Origin of the sequence: Pseudomonas sp. RIT288 (assembly GCF_000631985.1) — a bacterium.
Lineage (GTDB): Bacteria > Pseudomonadota > Gammaproteobacteria > Pseudomonadales > Pseudomonadaceae > Aquipseudomonas.
Genome location: NZ_JFYN01000021.1, coordinates 25,240 through 47,637, shown reverse-complemented (window position 1 = coordinate 47,637; position 22,398 = coordinate 25,240). Strand labels below are relative to the sequence as shown.

The 22,398-nt window shown below is 60.7% G+C and carries 21 protein-coding genes; 12 read left to right on the top strand and 9 right to left on the bottom strand.

All coding sequences use genetic code 11. The features are described from left to right. Positions 1 to 193 precede the first annotated feature (193 nt). Positions 194 to 610, top strand: coding sequence for a DUF4124 domain-containing protein (locus BW33_RS18155; RefSeq protein ID WP_047600310.1), 417 nt, complete (start codon positions 194 to 196; stop codon positions 608 to 610). 51 nt (positions 611 to 661) lie between these two features. Here the strand turns inward: BW33_RS18155 and BW33_RS18150 are convergent, their stop codons facing one another. Genes BW33_RS18150 through mrcB form a run of 3 tightly spaced genes read right to left on the bottom strand, consistent with a single transcriptional unit; the run spans position 662 to position 4,093 of the window. Next, entirely contained in the window at positions 662 to 997 is a 336-nt protein-coding gene (locus BW33_RS18150) for a YqcC family protein (RefSeq protein ID WP_047600309.1), read from the bottom strand. Then, positions 997 to 1,752, bottom strand: coding sequence for a tetratricopeptide repeat protein (locus tag BW33_RS18145; RefSeq protein ID WP_047600308.1), 756 nt, complete (start codon positions 1,750 to 1,752; stop codon positions 997 to 999). Before BW33_RS18145 ends, BW33_RS18150 begins: the two co-directional genes overlap by 1 nt. Positions 1,753 to 1,768: 16 nt before the next feature. Next, positions 1,769 to 4,093 carry a penicillin-binding protein 1B gene (gene mrcB, locus BW33_RS18140; protein WP_047600307.1) on the bottom strand — a complete coding sequence of 775 codons (2,325 nt, stop codon included), beginning with the start codon at positions 4,091 to 4,093 and terminating at the stop codon, positions 1,769 to 1,771. Positions 4,094 to 4,209: 116 nt separating this feature from the next. Between mrcB and BW33_RS18135 the strand changes: the two genes are divergently transcribed. From BW33_RS18135 to BW33_RS18120, 4 genes are all read left to right on the top strand, one after another. After that, the gene (locus tag BW33_RS18135; RefSeq protein ID WP_047600306.1) at positions 4,210 to 5,766 is read left to right on the top strand and encodes a bifunctional aminoglycoside phosphotransferase/ATP-binding protein; all 1,557 of its coding nucleotides are present in this window, start codon (positions 4,210 to 4,212) and stop codon (positions 5,764 to 5,766) included. 91 nt (positions 5,767 to 5,857) lie between these two features. Beyond that, a complete protein-coding gene (locus BW33_RS18130; protein ID WP_047600305.1) occupies positions 5,858 to 6,202 on the top strand; it encodes a pentapeptide repeat-containing protein in 345 nt (114 codons plus the stop codon). A 287-nt stretch (positions 6,203 to 6,489) separates the two neighbouring features. Further along, the gene (locus BW33_RS18125) at positions 6,490 to 6,762 is read left to right on the top strand and encodes a TfoX/Sxy family protein (RefSeq protein ID WP_003228231.1); all 273 of its coding nucleotides are present in this window, start codon (positions 6,490 to 6,492) and stop codon (positions 6,760 to 6,762) included. A gap of 16 nt (positions 6,763 to 6,778) precedes the next feature. After that, complete coding sequence (locus BW33_RS18120) at positions 6,779 to 7,579, top strand: Crp/Fnr family transcriptional regulator (protein ID WP_047600304.1); 801 nt, start codon at positions 6,779 to 6,781, stop codon at positions 7,577 to 7,579. Positions 7,580 to 7,805: 226 nt separating this feature from the next. Here BW33_RS18120 and BW33_RS18115 read toward each other — a convergent pair whose 3' ends face one another. The 4 genes from BW33_RS18115 to BW33_RS18100 are packed head-to-tail and all read right to left on the bottom strand — an operon-like array spanning position 7,806 to position 11,351. Beyond that, on the bottom strand, positions 7,806 to 8,657 hold the full coding sequence (locus BW33_RS18115; RefSeq protein WP_047600303.1) for a ChaN family lipoprotein: 852 nt from the start codon (positions 8,655 to 8,657) through the stop codon (positions 7,806 to 7,808). 20 nt (positions 8,658 to 8,677) lie between these two features. Beyond that, positions 8,678 to 9,445 (bottom strand): heme ABC transporter ATP-binding protein, encoded by a 768-nt coding sequence (locus BW33_RS18110; protein WP_047600302.1) that lies wholly within the window; start codon positions 9,443 to 9,445, stop codon positions 8,678 to 8,680. After that, a complete protein-coding gene (locus BW33_RS18105) occupies positions 9,445 to 10,428 on the bottom strand; it encodes a FecCD family ABC transporter permease (RefSeq protein ID WP_177327504.1) in 984 nt (327 codons plus the stop codon). The genes BW33_RS18110 and BW33_RS18105 overlap by 1 nt, the downstream gene beginning before the upstream one ends. Positions 10,429 to 10,478: 50 nt before the next feature. Next, complete coding sequence (locus BW33_RS18100; RefSeq protein ID WP_047600300.1) at positions 10,479 to 11,351, bottom strand: heme/hemin ABC transporter substrate-binding protein; 873 nt, start codon at positions 11,349 to 11,351, stop codon at positions 10,479 to 10,481. Between the two features lie 162 nt (positions 11,352 to 11,513). Between BW33_RS18100 and BW33_RS18095 the strand changes: the two genes are divergently transcribed. Next, positions 11,514 to 11,831, top strand: coding sequence for a Rieske (2Fe-2S) protein (locus BW33_RS18095; protein WP_047600299.1), 318 nt, complete (start codon positions 11,514 to 11,516; stop codon positions 11,829 to 11,831). Here BW33_RS18095 and sfsA read toward each other — a convergent pair. Together sfsA and BW33_RS18085 are read right to left on the bottom strand one after the other, a co-directional pair. Next, positions 11,828 to 12,541 carry a DNA/RNA nuclease SfsA gene (sfsA, locus tag BW33_RS18090; protein ID WP_047600298.1) on the bottom strand — a complete coding sequence of 238 codons (714 nt, stop codon included), beginning with the start codon at positions 12,539 to 12,541 and terminating at the stop codon, positions 11,828 to 11,830. The genes BW33_RS18095 and sfsA overlap by 4 nt on opposite strands. Continuing rightward, positions 12,541 to 13,713, bottom strand: a complete 1,173-nt coding sequence (locus tag BW33_RS18085) for a pyridoxal phosphate-dependent aminotransferase (RefSeq protein WP_047600297.1) — start codon at positions 13,711 to 13,713, stop codon at positions 12,541 to 12,543. The genes sfsA and BW33_RS18085 overlap by 1 nt, the downstream gene beginning before the upstream one ends. Positions 13,714 to 14,047: 334 nt before the next feature. Here BW33_RS18085 and dksA point away from each other — a divergent pair, with 334 nt between their 5' ends. From dksA to BW33_RS18055, 6 genes are all read left to right on the top strand, one after another. After that, entirely contained in the window at positions 14,048 to 14,491 is a 444-nt protein-coding gene (gene dksA, locus BW33_RS18080; protein ID WP_003228250.1) for an RNA polymerase-binding protein DksA, read from the top strand. A gap of 223 nt (positions 14,492 to 14,714) precedes the next feature. Continuing rightward, on the top strand, positions 14,715 to 15,611 hold the full coding sequence (gene gluQRS / locus BW33_RS18075; RefSeq protein WP_047600296.1) for a tRNA glutamyl-Q(34) synthetase GluQRS: 897 nt from the start codon (positions 14,715 to 14,717) through the stop codon (positions 15,609 to 15,611). A gap of 77 nt (positions 15,612 to 15,688) precedes the next feature. Beyond that, complete coding sequence (locus tag BW33_RS29475; protein WP_003176118.1) at positions 15,689 to 15,865, top strand: hypothetical protein; 177 nt, start codon at positions 15,689 to 15,691, stop codon at positions 15,863 to 15,865. Continuing rightward, positions 15,849 to 18,803, top strand: coding sequence for a sensor histidine kinase (locus tag BW33_RS18065; protein ID WP_007963899.1), 2,955 nt, complete (start codon positions 15,849 to 15,851; stop codon positions 18,801 to 18,803). Before BW33_RS29475 ends, BW33_RS18065 begins: the two co-directional genes overlap by 17 nt. 22 nt (positions 18,804 to 18,825) lie before the next feature. After that, complete coding sequence (locus tag BW33_RS18060; protein ID WP_047600295.1) at positions 18,826 to 20,262, top strand: sigma-54-dependent transcriptional regulator; 1,437 nt, start codon at positions 18,826 to 18,828, stop codon at positions 20,260 to 20,262. 734 nt (positions 20,263 to 20,996) lie between these two features. Continuing rightward, positions 20,997 to 22,397 carry a polynucleotide adenylyltransferase PcnB gene (locus tag BW33_RS18055; RefSeq protein ID WP_047600294.1) on the top strand — a complete coding sequence of 467 codons (1,401 nt, stop codon included), beginning with the start codon at positions 20,997 to 20,999 and terminating at the stop codon, positions 22,395 to 22,397. Position 22,398: the final 1 nt, after the last annotated feature.

The following is a 22,398-nucleotide window of genomic DNA, read 5'->3' as shown; positions in this document are numbered from 1 at the left end:
GCGCCTCATGATCTACCGAGTGGGTCTGCTTCTGGCAGTCCCTCTACAGCGGACTTTGGATTCTTCTGTTTCGCCCTCTCCAAGTCAAGCCGTCAATGTGCTTAATTGTGGGTAAGCACATGAGAACGCAAGAAAAAACCTGAAAACAGCTACTCTGTTAGCGTCAATTGCGCAATTTTGCCAAGGAATCAGCATGCGAACGCTTCTGTTAACTCTGCTGATCGGCCTCAGCCCATGGTGCATGGCCGGTCAGATCTACAAATGGGTCGATGCCCAAGGCGTCACTCACTTCGATGCGCAGCCACCGCAAGGTCTGCCGGCGACGACCGTGCAGACGCCCTCCTCACCCCCACCGAAACCTGCCGCCATGCCTGGCAGCGGTGCGCTGGGCGATCAGAAAGCCATCGACGACAAGGTGAAGAAACAGGTAACCGAGCAGCAGGCGCAGCTCAAGGCGTTTTGCGAACAGGCGCGGACGAACCTGGCGCAATTGCAGAACAATCCGCGTTTGCGGGAGGAAGTGGAGGGAGAACTGAGGCGGCTCGACGATGCACAACGGCAAGAGCGCATTATCGAAGCGCGGAAGCAGATCGCGCAGAACTGCGAATAGACACCTGTAGGAGCTGCCGCAGGCTCGGGCCGCGACAGCTCCTACAGAGGCTTAGCGGGAGGCGGTGATCAGCAGGTCGAACTCTTTGAGCAGGACCTGCAGCTGTCGATCCTTGCCCTGCAGATTGCGCTGGGCGAAGACCATTTCGGCCATTTCCTGAATGCCCGAGGCATTGGGCAACGGCAAGTCCTGCTCAAGGATCATCTTCATCCGCGGCAGGAAGATCCATTGCAGCCACTGCTCGAAATCCAGCGTGTCGACCGAAAACGGTTCGACACTGCTCAGGGCTTCGGCCGATGGCGGGATCTCATCCCACCAACCCTGCGTGCGCAGTTCGCGCTCGATCAGCAGCAATTGATCGGCGATTTTCGGGAAACGGGAATCCATCACAGCGAAACCTTGGCCTTCTGACGAGCCAGTGCTGCGCCGGCGGAATCGCCTTGTTTCTCACGGGACTGAGCAATGATTTCCCACAGACTGGCCTGCAAGTCCGGACGACCGTTGGCCATGGTCAGTGCACGACGGGCGAACTGCTCCGCCTGTGGCGCGTCGCCTTGAGCCATGCGTACTTGCGCCAGACGATAAAGCACTTGGGGCTCACGCGGGGCAACGCGTTGAGCGCGCTCCAGACTGGAAGACGCACCGTTGAGGTCGCCACCGGCCTGCTGCTGTTGCGCAGTGGTCAGCAAGGCGAGCACCGGGCCATCCAGTTGCTCGTCCGCCGACAGACCACCGCCACTGCTGGCCGAAGGAATACCGCTTGGCGTCGAAGGCATGCTGTAGCTGCCGGAGTTGATCGGTGCCGACTCGACCGGTGACGGATTGTACGGCCCTGCGGTGATACCGCCGGAAGCCGGGCCTGGAACGATCGGCGAGGAGCTGATCGGTGCCGATGTCGTGGCGCCACCACCCGGCACCATCACCACCACGCCGGTATCGCCTTGCGGGATGGCCTGGGATTGCGCCTGGCCCTGAACCGGGCGTTTGACTGTCGTCTTGCGGAAACCACCGTTGGCCGACAGGCGCTCGCTGTTGGACACAGTCGTGCTGGAATCCACCACCGGGATCGAACCACGCTGTACGGTAGAGCAGCCGCTGAGCAAAGCCACGGCGGTCACCGCTGGAATCAACCACTTGTTCACTTGAAACCCTCTTTGCTTAATTCATCCAGCCCTTGACCCAATCCATCACCGACTCCGGCGAGGCAGGCGTTTCGCTTGCACACGCGGCGCCGGGTGGCGGTTCGCTGCCGCGAATATACGGCATCTGCACCGCCCCCGGACAGTTGGCATCGGAGCCTTGCCCGGTACGCGAATCGACCCACGCCTGCACGATGTTGTCCGGCTGAGGCATATCCAGCGGCAGCGGATCGGCCTTGCGCATGAAACTGGTCCAGACCTGCAATGCACCGGTCGCCCCGGTGAACGGGGTCTTGCCGTTGTCGTCACGACCCAGCCAGACCACCGCCAGCAGATCCTGACTGAAACCGGCGAACCAGCTGTCACGCGAATCGTTACTGGTACCGGTCTTGCCGGCCAGCGTCAGGGTCTTGGGCAGCACGTTGTAAACCGAGCTGCCGGTACCTTCACGCATTACCCGCTGCATGGCGTTCTGGATCAGGTAGATGGACGCCGGATCGAAACGCTGCTCGATCTGGAACGGATAACGCTTGAGTGGCTCGCCATCGGCAGTCAACACGCTGCGAATCCCGCGCATCGGCGTGTTGAAACCACCGTTGGCGAGGGTCTGATACATGGTCGCCACTTCGATCGGGGTCATGCCGCCAGCCCCGAGCAACATCGACGGGAACGCCGGGAATTCCCGGGTCACACCCAGACGCGCAAGAGTCTTGAGCACATTCGGCACACCGACTTCCAGACCCAGGCGGGAGGTCGACAGGTTGTACGAATGCGCCAGCCCTTGATAGAGGAAGACTGTGCCATGGGAGCGACGGTCGTAGTTCTGCGGCTTCCATACCTGGCCGTCCGCGCCCTTGATCGACAGCGGATCATCCGACAGCCAACTGGTCAGCGTGTAATGGCTCGGTTTTTCCAGTGCGGTCAGATACACCGCTGGCTTGACCAGTGAGCCGATCGGCCGCACGGCGTCCAGCGCTCGGTTGAAACCGGCGTAACTGGCCTGACGGCTACCGATCATCGCCTGCACTTCGCCGGTTTCCGGATTGGTCACGACCATCGCCGCTTCCACGTCATCGGAGCCCTTGCGTCCAGCCAGGCGTTTAAACGTGTCATTCACCGATGCTTCGGCCTTCATCTGCAGTATCGGATCGAAACTGGTGAAGATCCGCAGGCCTTCTTCGGTCAAGTCTTCGTCGCGATAGTCTTCGCGCAACTGGCGTTTGACCAGATCGATAAAGCCCGGGAACGAGCTGTCGGCGAGCTTGCCGCGGGTGGTTACACCCAATGGCATTTTCTTCGCGGCGGCAACTTGCTCGGCAGAAGCCACGCCCTGCTGCTCAAGCACATCGAGCACCAGGTTGCGGCGTTCCAGCGCACGCTCGGGATTGCGCCGCGGGTTGTAATAAGACGGGCCCTTGACCATGCCGACCAGCAAGGCGACCTGATGCAGCTTCAGCTCGGACAATGGCTGGCCGAAGAAGAACTGGCTGGCCAGACCGAAGCCGTGCACCGCACGCTGACCGTCCTGCCCGACAAAGACCTCGTTGAGGTACGCCTCAAGAATTTCCTTTTTGTCGTAGTGCAGCTCCAGCAGCATCGCCATCATCGCTTCGGTGAGCTTGCGGCTCAGGCTGCGCTCGTTGGTGAGGTAGAAGTTCTTCACCAACTGCTGGGTCAGCGTACTGCCGCCCTGGGTCATCTTGCCGCCAGAGGTGTTGACCCAGATGGCCCGGGCAATCGATTTCGGCGACACGCCCCAGTGGCTGTAATAGTCGCGGTCTTCCACCGCTACCAGGGTTTCCAGCAGGTACGGCGGCACCTGATCAAGCTTGATCAGGATGCGGTCTTCAAGGTTTTTCGGGTAGATGCCGCCGATCATCAGCGGCTCAAGCCGCACCACGGACAATTTCCCGCCATTGAGCCCCGAGAGCTCGGCCACATAGTCGCCAGAGAAACGCACGCGCACCGGCTGGGCTTTTTCCAGGCCTTCATAGAACTGGAAGCCGCGGGTATTCAGATCAACGGTATTGCCGCTGACGGCGGCAGCGCCGGGGCCATTGCTCACGGCTTCGCGGCGATAGCCCAAGGCATCGAGTTCGGTGAGGAAATCGTCCTTGCTCAGCTTTTGTCCGACGAACAGCTCGAGCGGACGCGCGTATACCTTGGCCGGGATGGTCCAGCGCTTGCCGGAGAACTTCTCCTGCACCACGGCATCGAGGTAAACGGCGAAGCCGGCCAGCACCACAAGGCCGACCAGGCTGAGTTTAATGGCCCAGCTCAACCATGGGCTAAGGCCCTTGGAGACTGGTTTTTTCTTGGTACGGGGGGATCGAGTTCGAGTCATGGCGGCGGATTATACGCACTTTATTCATCCTCAACAGGAGCGCTCCGAGGTTTGCGTCAGGCTGGCGAGCGGCCATAATGGCGACCTCGAATTTCCCAGTCTCTGAAGGATCGCCCGTGAGCCAGTCCCTGATCGCTGCCCTGCAAAACCCGGCCCTCTACCCGCACCCCGTCGAAGGGTTTCAGGTCATCGAAACCCATATCTCGTGGGTGATCCTCACCGGCCCGTTTGCTTATAAAGTGAAGAAGCCAGTGAATTTCGGCTTCCTCGACTTCACCAGCCTCGAAGCGCGCGAGCACTTCTGCGCTGAAGAACTGCGTCTCAACCAACGCCTGACCGAAGATTTGTATCTGGACGTGTTGCCTGTGACCGGCAGCGTCGAAGCACCGCAACTGGGCGGCGACGGCCCGGTGATCGAATATGTGCTGAAGATGCGTCAATTCCCGCAGACCGGCCTGCTCAGCACCCTGCAAGCCAACGGTGAACTGACCACCCAACACATCGATGAGATGGCCGAGCAGATCGCCAAATTCCACCTCAGCGCGCCAAAAGTCCCGGCCGAACACGACGCAGGTACACCGGACAGCGTAATGGCCCCGGTGCGTCAGAACTTCGAACAGATTCTGCCGTTCCTCAGCGACAAAAACGATCTGCTGCAACTTGAGGCCCTGCAAGCCTGGGCCGAGAGCAGCTTCGATCGTCTCAAGGCACTGTTCAGCCAGCGCAAGGCCGAGGGTTTCACTCGCGAATGCCACGGTGACATTCACCTGGGCAACGCCACTGTCATCAATGGCAAAGTGGTGATCTTCGACTGCATCGAGTTCAACGAACCGTTCCGCTTCACTGACGTCTGGGCCGATACCGGCTTCCTGGCGATGGACCTGGAAGACCGAGGCCTGAAATCCCTCGCCCGCCGCTTCATCAGCCAGTACCTGGAGCTGACCGGCGACTATCAAGGCCTGGAAGTGCTGAACTTCTACAAAGCCTACCGCGCGCTGGTTCGCGCCAAAGTTGCGCTGTTCAGCATGCCGGCGGACGCCACCCCGGTGCAGCGCGCCACTACCCTGCGCCAGTACCGCAACTACGCCAACCTCGCAGAAAGCTACAGCACCATTCCTTCGCGCTTCATGGCGATCACTCACGGCGTATCGGCTGTCGGCAAGAGCCACGTGGCAATGCGTCTGGTCGAAGCGCTGGGCGCGATTCGCCTGCGTTCCGACGTCGAGCGCAAGCGTCTGTTCGGCGAGCAGACCGTAGCCAACGACGTGCAGGCCGGGATTTACAGTGCAGATGCCAGCGTTGCCACCTATGCCCGTCTGCATGAGATTGCCGGAGTGATCCTGCACGCCGGTTTCCCGGTGGTGATCGATGCGACCTACCTCAAGCGCGAGCAGCGCGACAGCGCGGCGAAAATCGCCGAAGCCACTGGCACGCCGTTCCTGATCCTCGACTGCAACGCACCGCAAGCCGTCATCGAAAGCTGGCTGGCGATTCGTCAGGCCGACAAGAAGGATCCTTCCGACGCCACGCTGGCGGTAATCGAGGCCCAGCAGGCCAGCCGCGAAGCCCTGACGCCAGAAGAGATTCTGCGCAGCAAGCGCGTGCAGACCAATGAAAGCGGGACCCTCGACACCGTAGTCGCACAGATCCGTCAGCGCCTGCCAGGCCTGTAAGAAACTATTTCGGCCGTGAAGCCCTCGCTTGCTTCACGGCCGCCAAATAGTGGCACTATACTGGCGTCATAAAACCAACAGGTGATGTGACATGAGCCAGCCGAAACTTCTAGACACCCCGCTTTATGCCTTGCTGCACAAAGACGACATCACAGGCTTCAACAATGAACGTCCGAAAGACGGTCCGATCGACATGATCGGCGGCGACTTTCGTGGCCTCGATCTGCGTGAACTGAACGCCGATGGTGTGGATTTCCGGGACGCGTACTTCCGCTCTGCCGATTTGCGTGGCATCGATTTCCGTAATTCATCGCTCGAAGGCGCAAGCCTGGCGCATGCACAGATTTCCGGAGCGTACTTCCCGCCAGAGCTGAGTGCTGACGAGATTTTGATGTCGATGAATTTTGGTACGCGGTTGCGTTATCGCACACGCTGAGCACCATCGGCAGCCCCTGACACAACACCCTCCCCTTGTAGGAGTGAGCCTGCTCGCGATAGCCGACTGACATTCAAAATGGATGTCGGCTGTTACGCCGCTATCGCGAGCAGGCTCACTCCTACAGTTGTATGCGTCACATTCCTTACTAATGCATTCGCCAGATCTCATCGCCTTTCTTAGAAGCGTTTGCGTCTAATCCGACCAAACAACCACGCTTTTCCTACTGATGGCTACACTCCTGAGAAGATCGCCCACGCACCATTCGGCCGTCGCAAGGAGGCTTGATGAATGATGAACTGCAACACCTGAAGAATCTTGGCAAGACGTCGGCGCAGTGGCTGCATGCCGTGGGCATCCACAGCGCCTCGGACTTGCGTCGCCTGGGGGCGGTGGACGCCTATCGGGCCGTGCGTACCCGCGGGTTTCGCGCATCAAAGGTGTTGTTGTACGCGATCGAAGGGGCGCTGATGGATGTGCACTGGAACGACATCCCGGCCGAACGCAAAGACGCCTTGAACAAGCAGCTCGAAGCCATCTCCTCGCGTCACAAGAACTGAACAGGCGCTGACTGCCATGTATCTGCTCGGGGAACAATCGGCACCGGTCGATGCACTGATCAATCGTTTACAGAGCTTGCCCGCACGCTGGCTGGAGGGGCTTGCGCCGTGCGGGCCGGCCCTTGAGCCAGAAATCTCTGACGACCTGATGGCCCAGCTCCCACGTGATCAGCTGTTTCTGCTGACAGAAGGCGTAATCAACGGCTACATCGGTGGCCGTGCGCTGTTTTACTGGCAGGAAGGCGATCTGATCGGTCTGCAGCAAGGTGACGCTTGGGTCGATTGCCAACTGCGCAGCGACGGGCCATTGCGCTTGCTGCCCTATCGACGAACCGAACTGTTCCAGCATTTGTATGCCGAGCCGGGGCGGGCCGAGCAATGGCTTGAGTATCTGCTGGGGCAGATGGCGCTACTGGCTCATGCGGTGGCCGAACTGAAGCCACGGGAATTTCGCAGTACCAACGGCTTCAAACGGGTCGAGAGCGGTGAGGTGTTGATCCAGCAGGGCGATACCGCCGATCACGTCTTCGTGATCATCGATGGGCATGCCGAAGCGTTTGTTGACGGGAACAAGGTCGGCGAAGTGCCCAAGGACGAGATTTTCGGCGCCATGGCCGTGTTCACCGGTGAGCCACGTAACGCTACGGTCATCGCTCGCGAGCCGAGCACCGTGATGCTGATTCCCGGCGAGCAGTTTCTGAGCATGACCCGCAACAATCCGAAGATTGCCCATAGCCTGATTGAGAGCATGGCCCGGCGCATTGGCCAGCTCAATCAACAGATCACGCAACTGAGTGCCGTCAAACCTCCACATTGAGCCCCGTGTTTCCGGGACATTCCGGCCATTTACACGACTAAATCAAGCAAATGGAAAAACAGTGGTTGACTCGCTAATGAGAATCGCTATGATTATCACAACTGGTCGCGAGATCAGTCGATATTCTGAAAAGCCCTTGGTTCGGACTCTCAGATTATCTCCTCATCAGGCTAATCACGGTTATTTGACCCGGTTTTTACCGGGTCTTTTTTTGCCTGTGGAAAAGTCATTGACCGAACTGTTTGCGCATCTGTGCGCAGTAATCCTGCGCGGGCGTGGCCGGGGTGTACCAGACGTAATCGGCCATCACCGCAGTCACCTCGGCGCCTTGCCCGGCCAGCATCAGCACCGTTGGCGCCTGGGCTGCGCCCAGATCCAGAACATGCAGCGGCACGCCAGCATCCTTGCGCGCATGCCAGGCACCCGCCAGCAGCAAGGCCGGCGTCGGCGCTGCCAGCAAACGTTCGGCCATGCGTCGATCACGCTGTTGCTGAACCGCGAGCATCGCCGGCATCTGTGATTTGGGCAGCAAGCCGCAATGTGAATCGCTGATCTGCTCAAGCAGCCTGGCTTTCACCGAGGCCGCATTGCTGCGAACACCGCTCAGGGCTGGCGGCTGACGATAGGCAGCACGGATTTCACTGTCGTCCAGATTGGCCGCCAACAGCGGATAGGGCTGCGTGAAGGTAAACCGAACAATCGGTCCATAAAGATTCCAGTCCCAACCGTCCTGCCAGGCCAACGCGGCGGGAAGATCGGTGGGCGGCGTAGCAGCATGGCGAACCTGATCAACTTTCGGTTGTTGATCAGGCGTGAGCATCTCCAGCAACAGGCTGCCCTGGGGACGCTGCTCGCCAAGCGACCGCAACAGCCATAACTGCGCAGCGTGATGATCGGCATTGTCATGCTGCTCGCCAATGATCACGTGTTGCGCAGCGGCCAGACGCGTCAGCAGTTCCTGCGCCGTCAGCACCTGGCCGCTGCGCAGATCGCGAATCTCGCCGTTGACCGGTGGCGGCGCAGCAACATGCTGACACCCCGCAAGCAACAATACGGCTAACAACCAGATCCCGCGCATACCAACACCTCGATGAGAAATCAGCGGGCGATGATCAGCGGATGCCCACGCTCCGGGTGCGGCTGCACCAATACCTCAAGGCCGAACACGGCCTTGAGCGTATCCGGTCGCAAGACCTGCTGCGGCGTATCCAGCGCCACCGGGCGCCCACCCTCAAGCAGCAACACCCGGTCACAATAGCGCGCCGCCAGATTCAGATCATGCAGGATGACCAGCACTGCCGCGCCACGATCGGCAAATTCGCGCACCGACTGCAGCGTGGTGTGTTGATGCAAGGGATCGAGCATCGAGGTCGGCTCGTCCAGCAACAAGGTTTGCCCGGCCTGCCCCGGCCATAATTGCGCCAGCACTCGCGCCAGATGTACACGCTGGCGCTCGCCACCCGACAGCGCCAGGTAACTGCGCCCGCTCAGATGCCCGGCATCCGCAGCGTCCAGTGCTGCCACAATAATCTCGTCGTCGCGCACTCGACCGCTTTGATAAGGCAAGCGGCCCATGCCGACCACTTCTTCCACGCGAAAGGCAAAATCCAGCGTCGACACCTGCGGCAACACCGCCAGGCGCTGGGCGCGCTGCGTACCTGTCCAGTGATTCAGCGCTTTGTCGTCGAGCAACACCTCACCGTCACTGGCCGTCAGCTCACCGCACAAGGCACCGAGCAAGGTGCTTTTGCCGGCACCGTTCGGTCCGAGCACACCCAGCACTTCTCCGGGTTCAAGTTGCAGGGTGACGTCACTGAGGACGGTCTTGCGCCCGCGACGGATGTGCAGATTGTGCGCACGCAACATCAGGCACGTCCTCGCAACAGCAGGTAAAGAAAGAACGGCGCACCGATAAATGCGGTAACAATGCCGATCGGCAATTCCGCCGGTGCCAGCGCCAGCCGCGCCACCAGATCCGCCAGCAACAGCAGACTGGCCCCGGCCAATACCGAGGCGGGCAACAGCACGCGATGATCCGGCCCGGCCAGCAAGCGCACCAGATGCGGCACCACCAGCCCGACGAAACCGATCATTCCCGCCGCCGCCACCGCTGCGCCTACACCCAACGCCGTGCAGAACACCAATTCACGCTTTAGCCGTTCGACATCAATCCCCAAGTGCCCGGCTTCGGACTCTCCGAGCAACAACGCATTCAGTGCCTTGGCGCGGCGCGGCAACCACAGCGCAACGCCGGTGCTGATGATCAGCAACGGCCACAAACGCGCATAACTCGCACCATTGAGGCTGCCCAGATTCCAGAAAGTCAGCGTGCGCAAAGTCGCATCATCCGCCAGATAGGTGAACAGCCCCACCGCCGAACTTGCCAGCGCCGTCAGGGCGATCCCTGCCAGCAACATGGTCGCGACGTTGGTCTGACCGTTGCGCCGTCCAAGCCGATAGACCAGCGCCGTCACCCCCAGGCCACCGAGAAACGCGCACGCCGACAACAGATATGGCCCGAACCACTCCGGCAACCCGCCAAAAAACGAACCGCCGACAATCGCTACAGCCGCGCCCAACGCCGCACCGCTGGACACCCCGACCAATCCCGGATCGGCCAATGGATTGCGAAACAAACCCTGCATCGCCACACCGGACAGCGCCAGCACACCGCCGACGGCCAAACCGAGCAAGGTGCGCGGCAGACGAATCTGCCCGAGGATCAGTTCAGCCTGCTCCAGACCGTCCGGCGCCAGCGGCACACCGAGCATGCGCAAGGCCGCGCGCAACGTATCGAACAGCGGCAGGCTCACCGGTCCCATCGCCAACGATAACCAGATCGCCAGCAAACACAGGAACGTCAGGCCAATAAACAGGCTTCGTGGTTTGACCAGTACGGTCATTGGCTGCTCGCGGTCGGGTAGAAGCCGTCAGACAAATTCTTCAACGCCGCCGGCAAACGCGGCCCGAGCCCACCGACCAGCAGCGTCGGATCCAGCTCCAGTACCCGTCCGGTTTTGGCCGCGGGGCTTGATTGAAGAATCGGATTTTCCTTGAACAACGCCGCCTTCGCCGCATCGCCGCTTAACGCGCGATCAGCAAACACCAGCACCTCAGGATCGAGCCCGGCCAGCGATTCCACGGCGAACGGCTTGTAACCGGTATGCGTCGCCAGGTTGTGTCCACCAGCCCGTTGCAGCAGCCAGTCGGCGGCAGTGTCCTTGCCGGCAATCAACGGTTTGCCGCCGGCATGCCCGATCAGCACCAGCACACCAGGCGCTTTGTGTTGAGCCTGCAACTCGGCGACTCGAGCTTTCTGCGCGGTGAGTTGCTGTTGATAACTTTCCAGCAACCGAGTCGCCTGCGCTTGCGCGCCCAGCAACTGCCCGAGATGCGTGAGATTTTTTTCCAGAGTCGGCAGATCCGGCTGTGCCGAGAACAGTTCGACCTGTACCTTGGCGTTCCTCACTTGAGCGATAACCGGTGGCGGGCCCATTTCTTCGCTGCCGATGAGGATGTCCGGGCGCAGGCTGAGAATGCCTTCTGCCGAGAGACTGCGTTGATAGCCGATGCTGGGCAGCTTTTTCAGCGATTCAGGATGCTGGCTGGTGGTGTCGACGCCAACCAGCTTGGATTCGCCACCCAACGCGCTCACCCACTCCGATAGCGCGCCACCGGCACTGACCCAACGTTGTGGCAAATCGGCAGCCAGCACCTGAAGGCTGGCGAGCAGTCCGACACACAGCACGGCAACGCGGGTAATCAGGCGCATACGCAGCTTTCCTTGAACAGGTTTCCCGGGCAGCGAACCGGCAGGCCAAGTATTCTTGGCGGCGGTTGCGCACAGTGGGCGAAGGCGGCCATTTGATAATTGTTTGCATTTAAACGTCAAGCTCGGACATTTCCTGAAACGAGCCGACACTTGAGGATAGCCATGAAGTTTTTGTGCGCCGGCACCGATCTCACTGAGGCCGGCAGCCGTGGGTTCGACATCGACGGCAACAAACTGTTTGCCGTACGCCGCAATGGACAGGCCTATGTTTATCTCAACCGTTGCCCGCATCGTGGTGTCGGCCTGGAATGGCAGCCCGACCAGTTTCTCGACCCGAGCAACAGCCTGATCCAGTGCGCCACCCACGGCGCACTGTTTCTGATCGAGGACGGCGAATGCGTCGCCGGGCCCTGTGCCGGGCAATCCCTGACCGCCATCCCCTGCCGTGAAGACGCACAGGGGCTGTGGATAGATGTTTAACCGTTGAGCAAAACGTCCAGCCGCCGATCGATCACCATCTCTTCGTGGTTCAAGCGCACGCCGTAGGCCAGCACCTCGACCCCGCATGCAACGGCCTCGCGCAGAGCATCCGCGTAAGCCGAATCGATTTCCTCGGCCGGCCGCACCGCCTCGATCCCGCTGAGATTGACGCAATACAACTGCACCGCCCGAATACCGTCGCGGGCCAGATGCGCCAGTTCACGCAGGTGCTTGGCGCCGCGCTGGGTGACCGCGTCAGGAAACGCCGCCACGCTGGTTCCATCGAAGCCTAACGTGACGCTTTTTACTTCCACGTAGGCCGGACCACTCGGGTATTCGAGGCGGAAATCGATGCGGCTCTTTTCCTGGCCGTACGCCACTTCGCGCTTAAGCGCCGTGAAGCCGTTCAACTCGCTGATGACTCCAGCCTGCAGTGCCTCTTCAACCAGGGCGTTGGCGCGGCCGGTATTCACGCAAAACAGCCGTCCCTGCGGGGTTTCACCGATTTCCCAGGTGCCGGGCAGCTTGCGCTTCGGGTCGTTTGAGCGACTGAACCACACCTGCCCGCCCTCGACCTGGCAGTTGAGCATCGAACCGGTATTCGGGCAGTGCAGGGTCAACAACTCGCCATTGACCGTTTCGACATCCGCCAGAAAACGTTTGTAGCGGCGAATCAAGCGCGCCTCTTCCAGAGCCGGATAAAAGCGCATCAGCCTTGCCAACTCTTCAAGCCGCGAGCGATGCGCTCCACCGCTTCCTGTAAGCGAGGGAGGTTTTGCGTGTAGGCAAAACGCACATGGTGACCGGCCTGATAACGGCCGAAATCCAACCCCGGAGTGAAGGCAACGTGCTCGGTTTCGAGGAAATGTCGGCAGAACGCGAAGGCATCACCGCCGAACTGGCTGATATCGGCATACAAGTAGAACGCACCTTCCGGCTCGACGGCGATGTTGAAACCCAACTCGCGCAACGCCGGCAGAAGGAAGTCGCGGCGGCGGCCAAATTCGGCACGGCGCTCTTCGAGAATGCTGATGGTGTCCGGCTCGAAACAGGCTAGTGCAGCGTACTGCGCCATGCTCGGGGCGCTGATGTAGAGATTCTGTGCGAGTTTTTCCAGCTCACTGACCGCCGCATCCGGCGCCACCAGCCAGCCGAGACGCCAACCGGTCATGCCGAAATATTTGGAAAAACTGTTGAGGACAAACGCGCTGTCATCGACTTCCAGCACGCTGGCGGCATCGGTGCCGTAGGTCAGGCCGTGGTAGATCTCATCCACCACCAGATGCCCGTGGCGCGCCTTGATCGCAGTGGATAACCTGGCCAGTTCATCGCGGGTCAGGATGGTGCCGGTGGGGTTGGCTGGCGACGCCACCAACGCACCAACGCTGTCGTGATCCCAGTGGCGCGCCACCAGATCCGGGGTCAGCTGGTAACGCACGTCCGGCCCGACTGGAACCAGTTGCGCCGCGCCTTCGACCAGACGCAGGAAGTGCCGGTTGCACGGGTAGCCCGGATCCGCCAGCAGCCAGTGTTTGCCCGGATCGACCAGCAAGGCACTGGCCAGCAACAGCGCACCGGAGCCCCCCGGCGTGATCAGGATCCGCCGCGGATCGATGTTCAAACCGTAACGCGATTGATAGAACCCGGAAATTGCCTCGCGCAGTTCAGGAATGCCGCGCGCGGCGGTGTAGCGGGTCTTGCCCGCCGTCAGCGCCGCTTGCCCGGCGCGGATGATCGGCTCGGCCGTGGTGAAGTCCGGCTCGCCGATTTCCAGGTGGATCACGTCGTGACCTTCGGCCTGCAGTTCGTTGGCGCGCGCCAGCAACGCCATCACATGGAACGGTTCGATCGCACGACTGCGCGCACTGTAGGGCTGAGCCATTGACCTTCCTTCGACGGGGAAAAAGAAACGATTCTACCCATCTGCCGGAACGAGCGAGAACTCATCGCGGTCACAGCCTCAAGAACGCTGGACTGTAACGATATGAGCGTACGCTCCAGGATTGACTAAAATCAGTGATTGAACAGGCTTTCAACAGCGCCAGACACAGCTTGCCAGACTTCTGCAAGCGCCACCCGCCGGGGCCTCGACATCCGGGAGTAGCGCAGGCCGAATTGATCTGGTAAGTTCGCCCGCTTGCAGCCGCAGGGCCGGCAGGTGTCGGTGATGGAGCAATCCTGCGCAATGGATTACAAGAGTAGAGGCGGTCCATTTCATGCCCACCCAAGCAAAGCAACAGCAGCAAGCGACGATCAGCGGCTTCGAACCCTACGTTCCGAAGGCCGGCGAAGAGTACATGGGCGCCCCCATGCGCGCGCACTTCACCAAGATCCTGAACAAGTGGAAACAGGACTTGATGCAGGAAGTCGACCGTACTGTTGATCACATGAAAGACGAAGCGGCCAACTTCCCTGACCCGGCCGACCGTGCCAGCCAGGAAGAAGAATTCGCCCTCGAGCTGCGCGCCCGCGACCGCGAGCGCAAGTTGATCAAGAAGATCGACAAGACCCTCGAACTGATCCAGGACGAAGAGTACGGCTGGTGCGAGTCCTGCGGCATCGAGATCGGCGTCAAGCGCCTCGAGGCCCGTCCTACCGCCGATCTGTGCATCGACTGCAAGACCCTGGCGGAAATCAAGGAAAAGCAGGTCGGCAAGTAATCTCGACCTGAACGAAAAACGGAGCGTGCGAACGCTCCGTTTTTGTTTGTGCCTTTTGCCTTTTGCCTTTTGCCTTTTGCCTTTTGCCTTTTGCCTTTGTGGGAGCGAGCCTGCTCGCGAAAGCGGTGTGTCATTCAACATTTAATAGTCTGACACTAAGCTTTCGCGAGCAGGCTCGCTCCCACAAGTTGACCTGCGCACGCCCTGAAAAGTAGTTTGCCCCATGACTGCCAAAACCGCCCCCGCCTACATCGGCCGCTTCGCCCCCACTCCCAGTGGCCACCTGCACTTCGGTTCGCTGGTCGCCGCCCTCGCCTCTTATCTCGACGCGCGCGCGGTCGGCGGGCGCTGGCTGGTGCGCATGGAAGATCTCGATCCGCCCCGGGAAGAACCCGGCGCGCAGGCGGCGATTCTCAAAGCGCTGGAAAGCTACGGTTTCGAATGGGACGGCGAGATGGTGCGCCAGAGTGACCGGCACGACGCCTACGCCGAAGTTCTCAACAGCCTGTTCAACCACGGCCTGGCCTACGCCTGCACCTGTTCGCGCAAGCAGCTGGAGCCGTACCACGGGATTTATCCGGGACTGTGCCGCAATGCCGGCCATGAACAGCAAGACGCGGCGATCCGCCTGCGCGTGCCGGAGCTGGAATACCACTTCATCGACCGCGTACAGGGCGAGTTCCGCCAGCATCTGGGGCGCGATGTCGGCGATTTCGTGATTCGCCGCCGCGACGGCCTCTACGCCTATCAATTGGCCGTGGTGCTGGATGACGCCTGGCAAGGCATCACCGACATCGTGCGCGGCGCCGACCTGCTCGACTCCACGCCGCGCCAGCTCTACCTGCAAGAACTGTTGGGCCTGCGTCAGCCCCGCTATCTGCACCTGCCATTGATCACGCAGCCGGACGGCAACAAGCTCGGCAAGTCCTACCGTTCGCCGCCCCTTGAGGCCGATCAAGCCACGCCGCTGCTGTTGCGAGCCTTGCGTGCGCTGGGGCAAAACCCCGGTGCCGAGCTGGCGCATGCCACACCCGAGGAATTGCTCAAATGGGGCGCAGCCCACTGGGATGCATCGAAGATCCCGCGCACACTGAGCCTGCCCGAGGCGCAACTGCAATGACGACACTTGCAGTCGCGCCGCCATCCGTTACCATCGCCGCACGTTTTCGGGCACGCGCATAAAAAAGAGAGGCCGGGATGTACATCTATCGCTTGGTCCTGCTTCTGGTCGTGGGAATCTATCTGTTTTCGCCAGCCATCATGGATTGGTGGATCGACGCCACGGGCGCCTGGTATCGGCCGTATCTGCTCTGGTTGATCCTGATTGTCGTGACCTTCATCCTGCAGAGCCAAAAAGATGCCGATGAGCTTTAGCCTGACCCAGATGATCCTGATCAGTGCCGCGTACCTGGCGGTGCTGTTCGGCGTTGCCTGGATCAGTGAACGGGGCATGATCCCGCGGGCGATCATTCGCCACCCGCTGACCTACACCCTGTCGCTGGGGGTCTATGCCAGTGCCTGGGCGTTTTACGGCACGGTGGGCCTGGCCTATCAGTACGGCTACGGTTTTCTCTCCAGTTACCTCGGGGTGTCCGGCGCGTTTCTGCTGGCGCCGGTGCTGCTGTATCCGATCCTGAAAATCACCCGCACCTATCAACTGTCGTCGCTGGCGGATCTGTTCGCCTTCCGTTTTCGCAGCACCTGGGCCGGTGCGCTGACCACCATCTTCATGCTGATCGGCGTACTGCCGCTGCTGGCGTTGCAGATTCAGGCGGTCGCCGACTCCATCGGCATTCTCACCGGCGAGCCGATCCAGAGCCGCGTCGCGCTGGCGTTCTGTGCGCTGATCATCCTGTTCACGATTTTCTTCGGTTCCCGGCATATCGCCACCCGCGAGAAACACGAAGGGCTGGTGTTCGCGATTGCCTTCGAATCGGTGATCAAACTGATCGCCCTCGGCGGCGTCGGCCTGTATGCGTTGTACGGCGTGTTCGACGGCCCGCAACAGCTTGAACTGTGGCTGCTGCAAAACCAGACCGCCCTCGCCGCTCTGCACACGCCGCTGCAGGAAGGGCCGTGGCGCACGCTGTTGCTGGTGTTCTTCGCCTCGGCGATCGTGATGCCGCACATGTATCACATGACCTTCACCGAAAACCTCAATCCGCGCTCGCTGGTCAGTGCCAGCTGGGGCCTGCCGCTGTTCCTGCTGCTGATGAGCCTGGCGGTGCCGCTGATTCTCTGGGCCGGCCTGAAACTCGGCGCCACCACCGACCCGGAGTACTTCACTCTCGGCATCGGCATTGCCGCCAACAGCAAACCGCTGGCCCTGCTGGCGTATGTCGGCGGATTGTCGGCCGCCAGCGGCCTGATCATCGTCACCACCCTGGCACTGTCGGGCATGGCGCTGAACCACCTGGTGCTGCCGCTCTATCAGCCGCCGGCCGAAGGCAACATCTATCGCTGGCTGAAGTGGACCCGCAGGGCGCTGATCGTCGCGATCATCATGGCCGGTTTCTGCTTCTATCTGATGCTCGGCGCCGGACAGGATCTGGCCAACCTCGGCATCGTCGCTTTCGTCGCGACCCTGCAATTCCTGCCCGGCGTGCTCTCGGTGCTGTACTGGCCGACCGCCAACCGTCGCGGCTTCATCGCCGGCTTGCTGGCGGGGATTCTGGTGTGGGTGGTGACCATGCTGTTGCCGCTGGTCGGCAACCTGCAGGGTTTCTACATTCCCCTGTTGAACATGATTTACGTGCTGGACGACACCAGTTGGCACATGGCAGCCATCGCCTCGCTGGCAGCCAACGTATTGATGTTCACTCTGATCTCGCTGTTCACCAACGCCAGCCCCGAAGAGGCCAGCGCCGCCGAAGCCTGCGCAGTGGATAACGTGCGTCGCCCGCAACGCCGCGAACTGCACGCTGCCTCACCTCAGGAATTCGCCACGCAACTGGCCAAACCCTTGGGCGCAAAAGCCGCGCAGAAAGAAGTCGAGCAGGCCCTGCGCGACCTCTATCTGCCGTTCGACGAACGCCGCCCTTATGCGCTGCGCCGCTTGCGCGACCGGATCGAAGCCAACCTCTCTGGCCTGATGGGCCCGAGCGTGGCGCAGGACATGGTCGAAACCTTCCTGCCGTACAAGGCCGGCGGCGAAAACTATGTGACCGAAGACATCCACTTCATCGAAAGCCGGCTCGAGGATTACCACTCGCGCCTCACCGGGCTGGCCGCCGAACTCGACGCCTTGCGCCGCTACCACCGCCAGACCCTGCAGGAGCTGCCCATGGGCGTCTGCTCGCTGGCCAAGGATCAAGAGATCCTGATGTGGAACAAGGCCATGGAAGAACTCACCGGCATCGCCGCGCAACGCGTGGTCGGCTCGCGCCTGAGCACCATCGCCAATCCGTGGAAGCAATTGCTGCAAGGCTTCATCAACCTGCCCGACGAACATTTGCACAAACAGCACCTGGCCCTCGACGGCCAGACCCGCTGGCTCAATCTGCACAAAGCGGCGATCGATGAGCCATTGGCCCCGGGTAACAGCGGCCTGGTGCTGCTGGTGGAAGACCTGACCGAAACGCAGATGCTCGAAGACAAACTGGTGCACTCCGAGCGTCTGGCGAGCATCGGCCGACTGGCGGCGGGTGTAGCCCATGAAATCGGCAATCCGATCACCGGCATCGCCTGTCTGGCGCAGAACCTGCGCGAAGAGCGTGAAGAAGATGGCGAACTGACAGAAATCAGCGGGCAGATCCTCGAACAGACCAAGCGCGTGTCGCGCATCGTGCAATCGCTGATGAGCTTCGCCCACGCCGGCAGCCACCAGCACAGCGACGAGCCCGTCTGTCTGGCCGAAGTCGCGCAGGACGCAATTGGCCTGCTGGCGCTGAACCGGCGCAACTTCGAAGTGCAGTTCTATAACCTGTGCGACCCCGATCACTGGGTCGAAGGCGATCCGCAGCGCCTCGCCCAGGTGCTGATCAATCTGCTCTCCAACGCCCGTGATGCCTCGCCTGCGGGCAGCGCGGTGCGGGTCAAGAGTGAAGCCGGCGAACACACGGTCGATCTGATCGTGGAAGACGAAGGCAGTGGTATTCCGCAGAACATCATGGACCGATTGTTCGAACCTTTCTTCACCACCAAGGACCCTGGTGAAGGCACCGGTCTGGGCCTTGCACTGGTCTATTCCATCGTTGAAGAGCATTATGGACAAATCACCATCGACAGCCCGGCTGATGTACAAAGCCAGCGCGGCACCCGTATCCGGGTGACCTTACCGCGTCATGTCGAAGCGACGTCCGCTGTGAACTGAGACCGTCGAGAGTATCGAATCAATGCCGCACATTTTGATCGTCGAAGACGAAACCATTATCCGCTCCGCCTTGCGCCGCCTGCTGGAACGCAACCAGTATCAGGTCAGCGAAGCCGGTTCTGTGCAGGAAGCACAAGAACGCTTCAGTATTCCCACATTCGATCTGATCGTCAGCGATCTGCGCCTGCCTGGCGCCCCCGGCACCGAGCTGATCAAGCTTGGCCAGGGCAAGCCGGTACTGATCATGACCAGCTACGCCAGCCTGCGCTCGGCGGTCGACTCGATGAAGATGGGCGCGGTCGACTACATCGCCAAGCCTTTCGATCACGATGAAATGCTTCAGGCCGTCGCGCGGATCCTGCGTGATCACCAGTCGGCGCCTGCCGCTGCCGAAGCGGTTGCCGGCAAAGCGAGCAATGGCAGCGGCAAACCGTCTGTCGACAACAGCAACGGCGAGATCGGCATCATTGGCTCGTGCCCACCGATGCAGGATCTGTACAGCAAGATCCGCAAAGTCGCGCCGACTGATTCCAATGTCCTGATCCAGGGCGAGTCCGGCACCGGTAAAGAGCTGGTGGCCCGCGCCCTGCACAACCTGTCCAAGCGCGCCAAGGCGCCGATGATTTCGGTGAACTGCGCAGCCATTCCGGAAAGCCTGATCGAGTCCGAACTGTTCGGCCACGAAAAAGGCGCGTTCACTGGCGCCAGCGCCGGTCGCGCCGGTCTGGTGGAAGCGGCGGATGGCGGCACGCTGTTCCTCGACGAGATCGGTGAACTGCCGCTGGAAGCCCAAGCGCGTCTGCTGCGCGTGCTGCAGGAAGGCGAGATTCGCCGCGTGGGTTCGGTGCAGTCGCAAAAGGTCGATGTGCGCTTGATCGCCGCGACCCACCGCGACCTCAAGAGCCTGGCGAAAATCGGCCAGTTCCGTGAAGACCTGTATTACCGCCTGCACGTGATTGCCCTGAAACTGCCGGCGTTGCGCGAGCGTGGCGCCGACGTCAACGAAATCGCCACGGCGTTCCTCGCCCGTCAAAGTGCGCGTATCAATCGTACCGACCTGAAATTTGCCGCCGATGCCGAACAGGCGATCCGGCATTATTCCTGGCCGGGTAACGTGCGTGAGCTGGAAAACGCGGTCGAGCGCGCGGTGATCCTGAGCGAAAGCCCGGAAATCTCCGCGGACCTGCTGGGCATAGACATCGAGCTGAGCGACCTGGAAGACGACGAGTTCATCGGCTTGCCCGCGCAAACCGCGGGTAGCACCAGCAACAGCAGCCATGAGCCGACTGAAGACCTGTCGCTGGAAGACTACTTCCAGCACTTCGTTCTCGAGCATCAGGACCACATGACCGAAACCGAATTGGCGCGCAAACTGGGCGTCAGCCGCAAATGCCTGTGGGAACGCCGTCAGCGCCTGGGCATTCCACGGCGCAAGACCGGGGTTACCAGCGAGAGCTGAACGTTACCTGTCGAATGTGCGGGTAACGCTTGAAGACGTGAGAAAACTGTTACCTCAGTCCTTTCACGTAACAGAAGCCGGGGTTATCGGTAACGAAACCCCGGCTTTTTTTCGCCCCGAGAAAACCGTCATATCGATCTAACCCCTTGTTTTATTGGGCTTCGCAAAAGTTGGCACGGCACCTGCTATATGTTTGGTACAAGAACAATAACAAGCAATGCACAAGACAATAAAAATAAGACGAATCGACTCACGCACAATAAAAACAAGACGGCGAGAGGCGCAGCTAACTGATTCTTTTGGAGAGGCGTTGTATTTGGGGCTAGCCCCACGACCAGGCCGAGAACAACAAAAACTGTCCTAAGACAGAGCCTGTACTGGTTGGATCGCAAGATCACTGCAACACAGCGACCAAAGCAATCCGTTTGCTCTTGGCTCCCGATTGGGAGGGTCATGAAGGAAAAGCTTCATGGCGAGGGCACTCAACAAAAACAAGAAGCCCGAATCAATAATAAAAAGAGCACGCAACTACTTCTGGGGGAGCTTCGGCTCCCCTTGTAGTTTCTCCCGTCTGGCAAAAACCCTCTTTTCACCCTCGCCGACCCCTTGCAGCTTGCGGCTTACAGCTCAAATCTGCCGTGTCCTACACCATCCCCCGACTAAATGCTAGAATCTGCGCCCATCATGCGGTCATTCTTTGGTATGGCCGAACATTCCTTCAAACAGTGCATCCCATGCTGAAGAAGTTGTTCCAGTCATTCCGAACACCCGTGCGTCGTACGCAACACATCCGCAGCACCCCTGAAGTGCTCAACAGCGGGCAACATTCGCTGCAGAAGGGGCAATTCAGCCGCTATGCGGTCAATATCGTCGAACGCTTGCAGGGCGCCGGCTACCAGGCCTATCTGGTCGGCGGTTGCGTGCGTGACATGCTCCTGGGCATCACGCCCAAAGACTTCGACGTCGCCACCAGTGCTACCCCCGAGCAAGTCCGTGCCGAATTCCGCAATGCGCGGATCATCGGCCGCCGCTTCAAACTGGTGCATATCCATTTCGGTCGCGAAATCATTGAAGTCGCGACCTTCCGCGCCAATCACCCGGTCAATGAAGACGACGAAGACAGCAACCAGTCTTCGCGCAACGAGAGCGGGCGGATTCTGCGCGACAACGTTTACGGCACTCTGGAAGAAGACGCGCAACGCCGCGACTTCACCATCAACGCCCTGTATTACGATCCGGTCAGTGAGCGCATTCTCGATTACGCCAACGGCGTACACGACATCCGCAATCACCTGATCCGGCTGATCGGCGATCCGAAGCAGCGTTACCAGGAAGACCCGGTGCGCATGCTGCGTGCCGTGCGTTTCGCCGCCAAGCTGAATTTCGGCATCGAGAAACACACCGTGCAGCCAATCCGCGAACTGGCGCCGATGCTGCGCGAGATCCCGTCGGCCCGCCTGTTCGAGGAAGTGCTCAAGCTGTTCCTCTCCGGCCATGGCGCGATCACTTTCGAGATGCTGGTCGATCTGCAACTGTTCGCCCCGCTGTTCCCGGCCAGTGCCGACGCACTGGAGCACAACCCGGAATACACCCACACGCTGATCAGTGAAGCGCTGACCAACACCGACCTGCGCATCAAGCAGAACAAACCGGTGACCCCGGCGTTCCTGTTTGCCGCGCTGCTGTGGCCTGCCCTGCCGGCCCGCGTGTTGCGTCTGCAGGAACGTGGCATGCCGCCGATTCCGGCGATGCAGGAGGGGGCGCACGAACTGATCGCCGAACAGTGCCAGCGCATCGCCATTCCGAAGCGCTTCACCATGCCGATCCGCGAGATCTGGGACATGCAGGAACGCCTGCCACGCCGCAGCGGCAAACGCGCCGACCTGCTGCTGGACAATCCACGCTTCCGCGCCGGTTACGACTTCCTGCTGCTGCGTGAAAGCGCTGGCGAGCAAACCGACGGCCTGGGCGAATGGTGGACGGACTATCAGGACGCCAACGACAGCGAACGTCGCGACATGATCCGTGACCTCAGCGGCAAGGGTGATGACGCCAGCGGCGCGCCGCGCAAACGTCGTCGCAGCAGCGGTTCCAAGCGCAAGCGCGCCGGGGCTCCGAGCGCATCGGGCGAATAAG

Coding starts and splice junctions, on each gene's coding strand:
- BW33_RS18155 (WP_047600310.1), top strand. CDS start 194: ATGCGAACGCTTCTGTTAACTCTGCTGATCGGCCTCAGCCCATGGTGC.
- BW33_RS18150 (WP_047600309.1), bottom strand. CDS start 997: ATGGATTCCCGTTTCCCGAAAATCGCCGATCAATTGCTGCTGATCGAG.
- mrcB (WP_047600307.1), bottom strand. CDS start 4,093: ATGACTCGAACTCGATCCCCCCGTACCAAGAAAAAACCAGTCTCCAAG.
- BW33_RS18130 (WP_047600305.1), top strand. CDS start 5,858: ATGAGCCAGCCGAAACTTCTAGACACCCCGCTTTATGCCTTGCTGCAC.
- BW33_RS18125 (WP_003228231.1), top strand. CDS start 6,490: ATGAATGATGAACTGCAACACCTGAAGAATCTTGGCAAGACGTCGGCG.
- BW33_RS18120 (WP_047600304.1), top strand. CDS start 6,779: ATGTATCTGCTCGGGGAACAATCGGCACCGGTCGATGCACTGATCAAT.
- BW33_RS18115 (WP_047600303.1), bottom strand. CDS start 8,657: ATGCGCGGGATCTGGTTGTTAGCCGTATTGTTGCTTGCGGGGTGTCAG.
- BW33_RS18110 (WP_047600302.1), bottom strand. CDS start 9,445: ATGTTGCGTGCGCACAATCTGCACATCCGTCGCGGGCGCAAGACCGTC.
- BW33_RS18100 (WP_047600300.1), bottom strand. CDS start 11,351: ATGCGCCTGATTACCCGCGTTGCCGTGCTGTGTGTCGGACTGCTCGCC.
- BW33_RS18095 (WP_047600299.1), top strand. CDS start 11,514: ATGAAGTTTTTGTGCGCCGGCACCGATCTCACTGAGGCCGGCAGCCGT.
- sfsA (WP_047600298.1), bottom strand. CDS start 12,541: ATGCGCTTTTATCCGGCTCTGGAAGAGGCGCGCTTGATTCGCCGCTAC.
- BW33_RS18085 (WP_047600297.1), bottom strand. CDS start 13,713: ATGGCTCAGCCCTACAGTGCGCGCAGTCGTGCGATCGAACCGTTCCAT.
- dksA (WP_003228250.1), top strand. CDS start 14,048: ATGCCCACCCAAGCAAAGCAACAGCAGCAAGCGACGATCAGCGGCTTC.
- gluQRS (WP_047600296.1), top strand. CDS start 14,715: ATGACTGCCAAAACCGCCCCCGCCTACATCGGCCGCTTCGCCCCCACT.
- BW33_RS29475 (WP_003176118.1), top strand. CDS start 15,689: ATGTACATCTATCGCTTGGTCCTGCTTCTGGTCGTGGGAATCTATCTG.
- BW33_RS18065 (WP_007963899.1), top strand. CDS start 15,849: ATGCCGATGAGCTTTAGCCTGACCCAGATGATCCTGATCAGTGCCGCG.
- BW33_RS18060 (WP_047600295.1), top strand. CDS start 18,826: ATGCCGCACATTTTGATCGTCGAAGACGAAACCATTATCCGCTCCGCC.
- BW33_RS18055 (WP_047600294.1), top strand. CDS start 20,997: ATGCTGAAGAAGTTGTTCCAGTCATTCCGAACACCCGTGCGTCGTACG.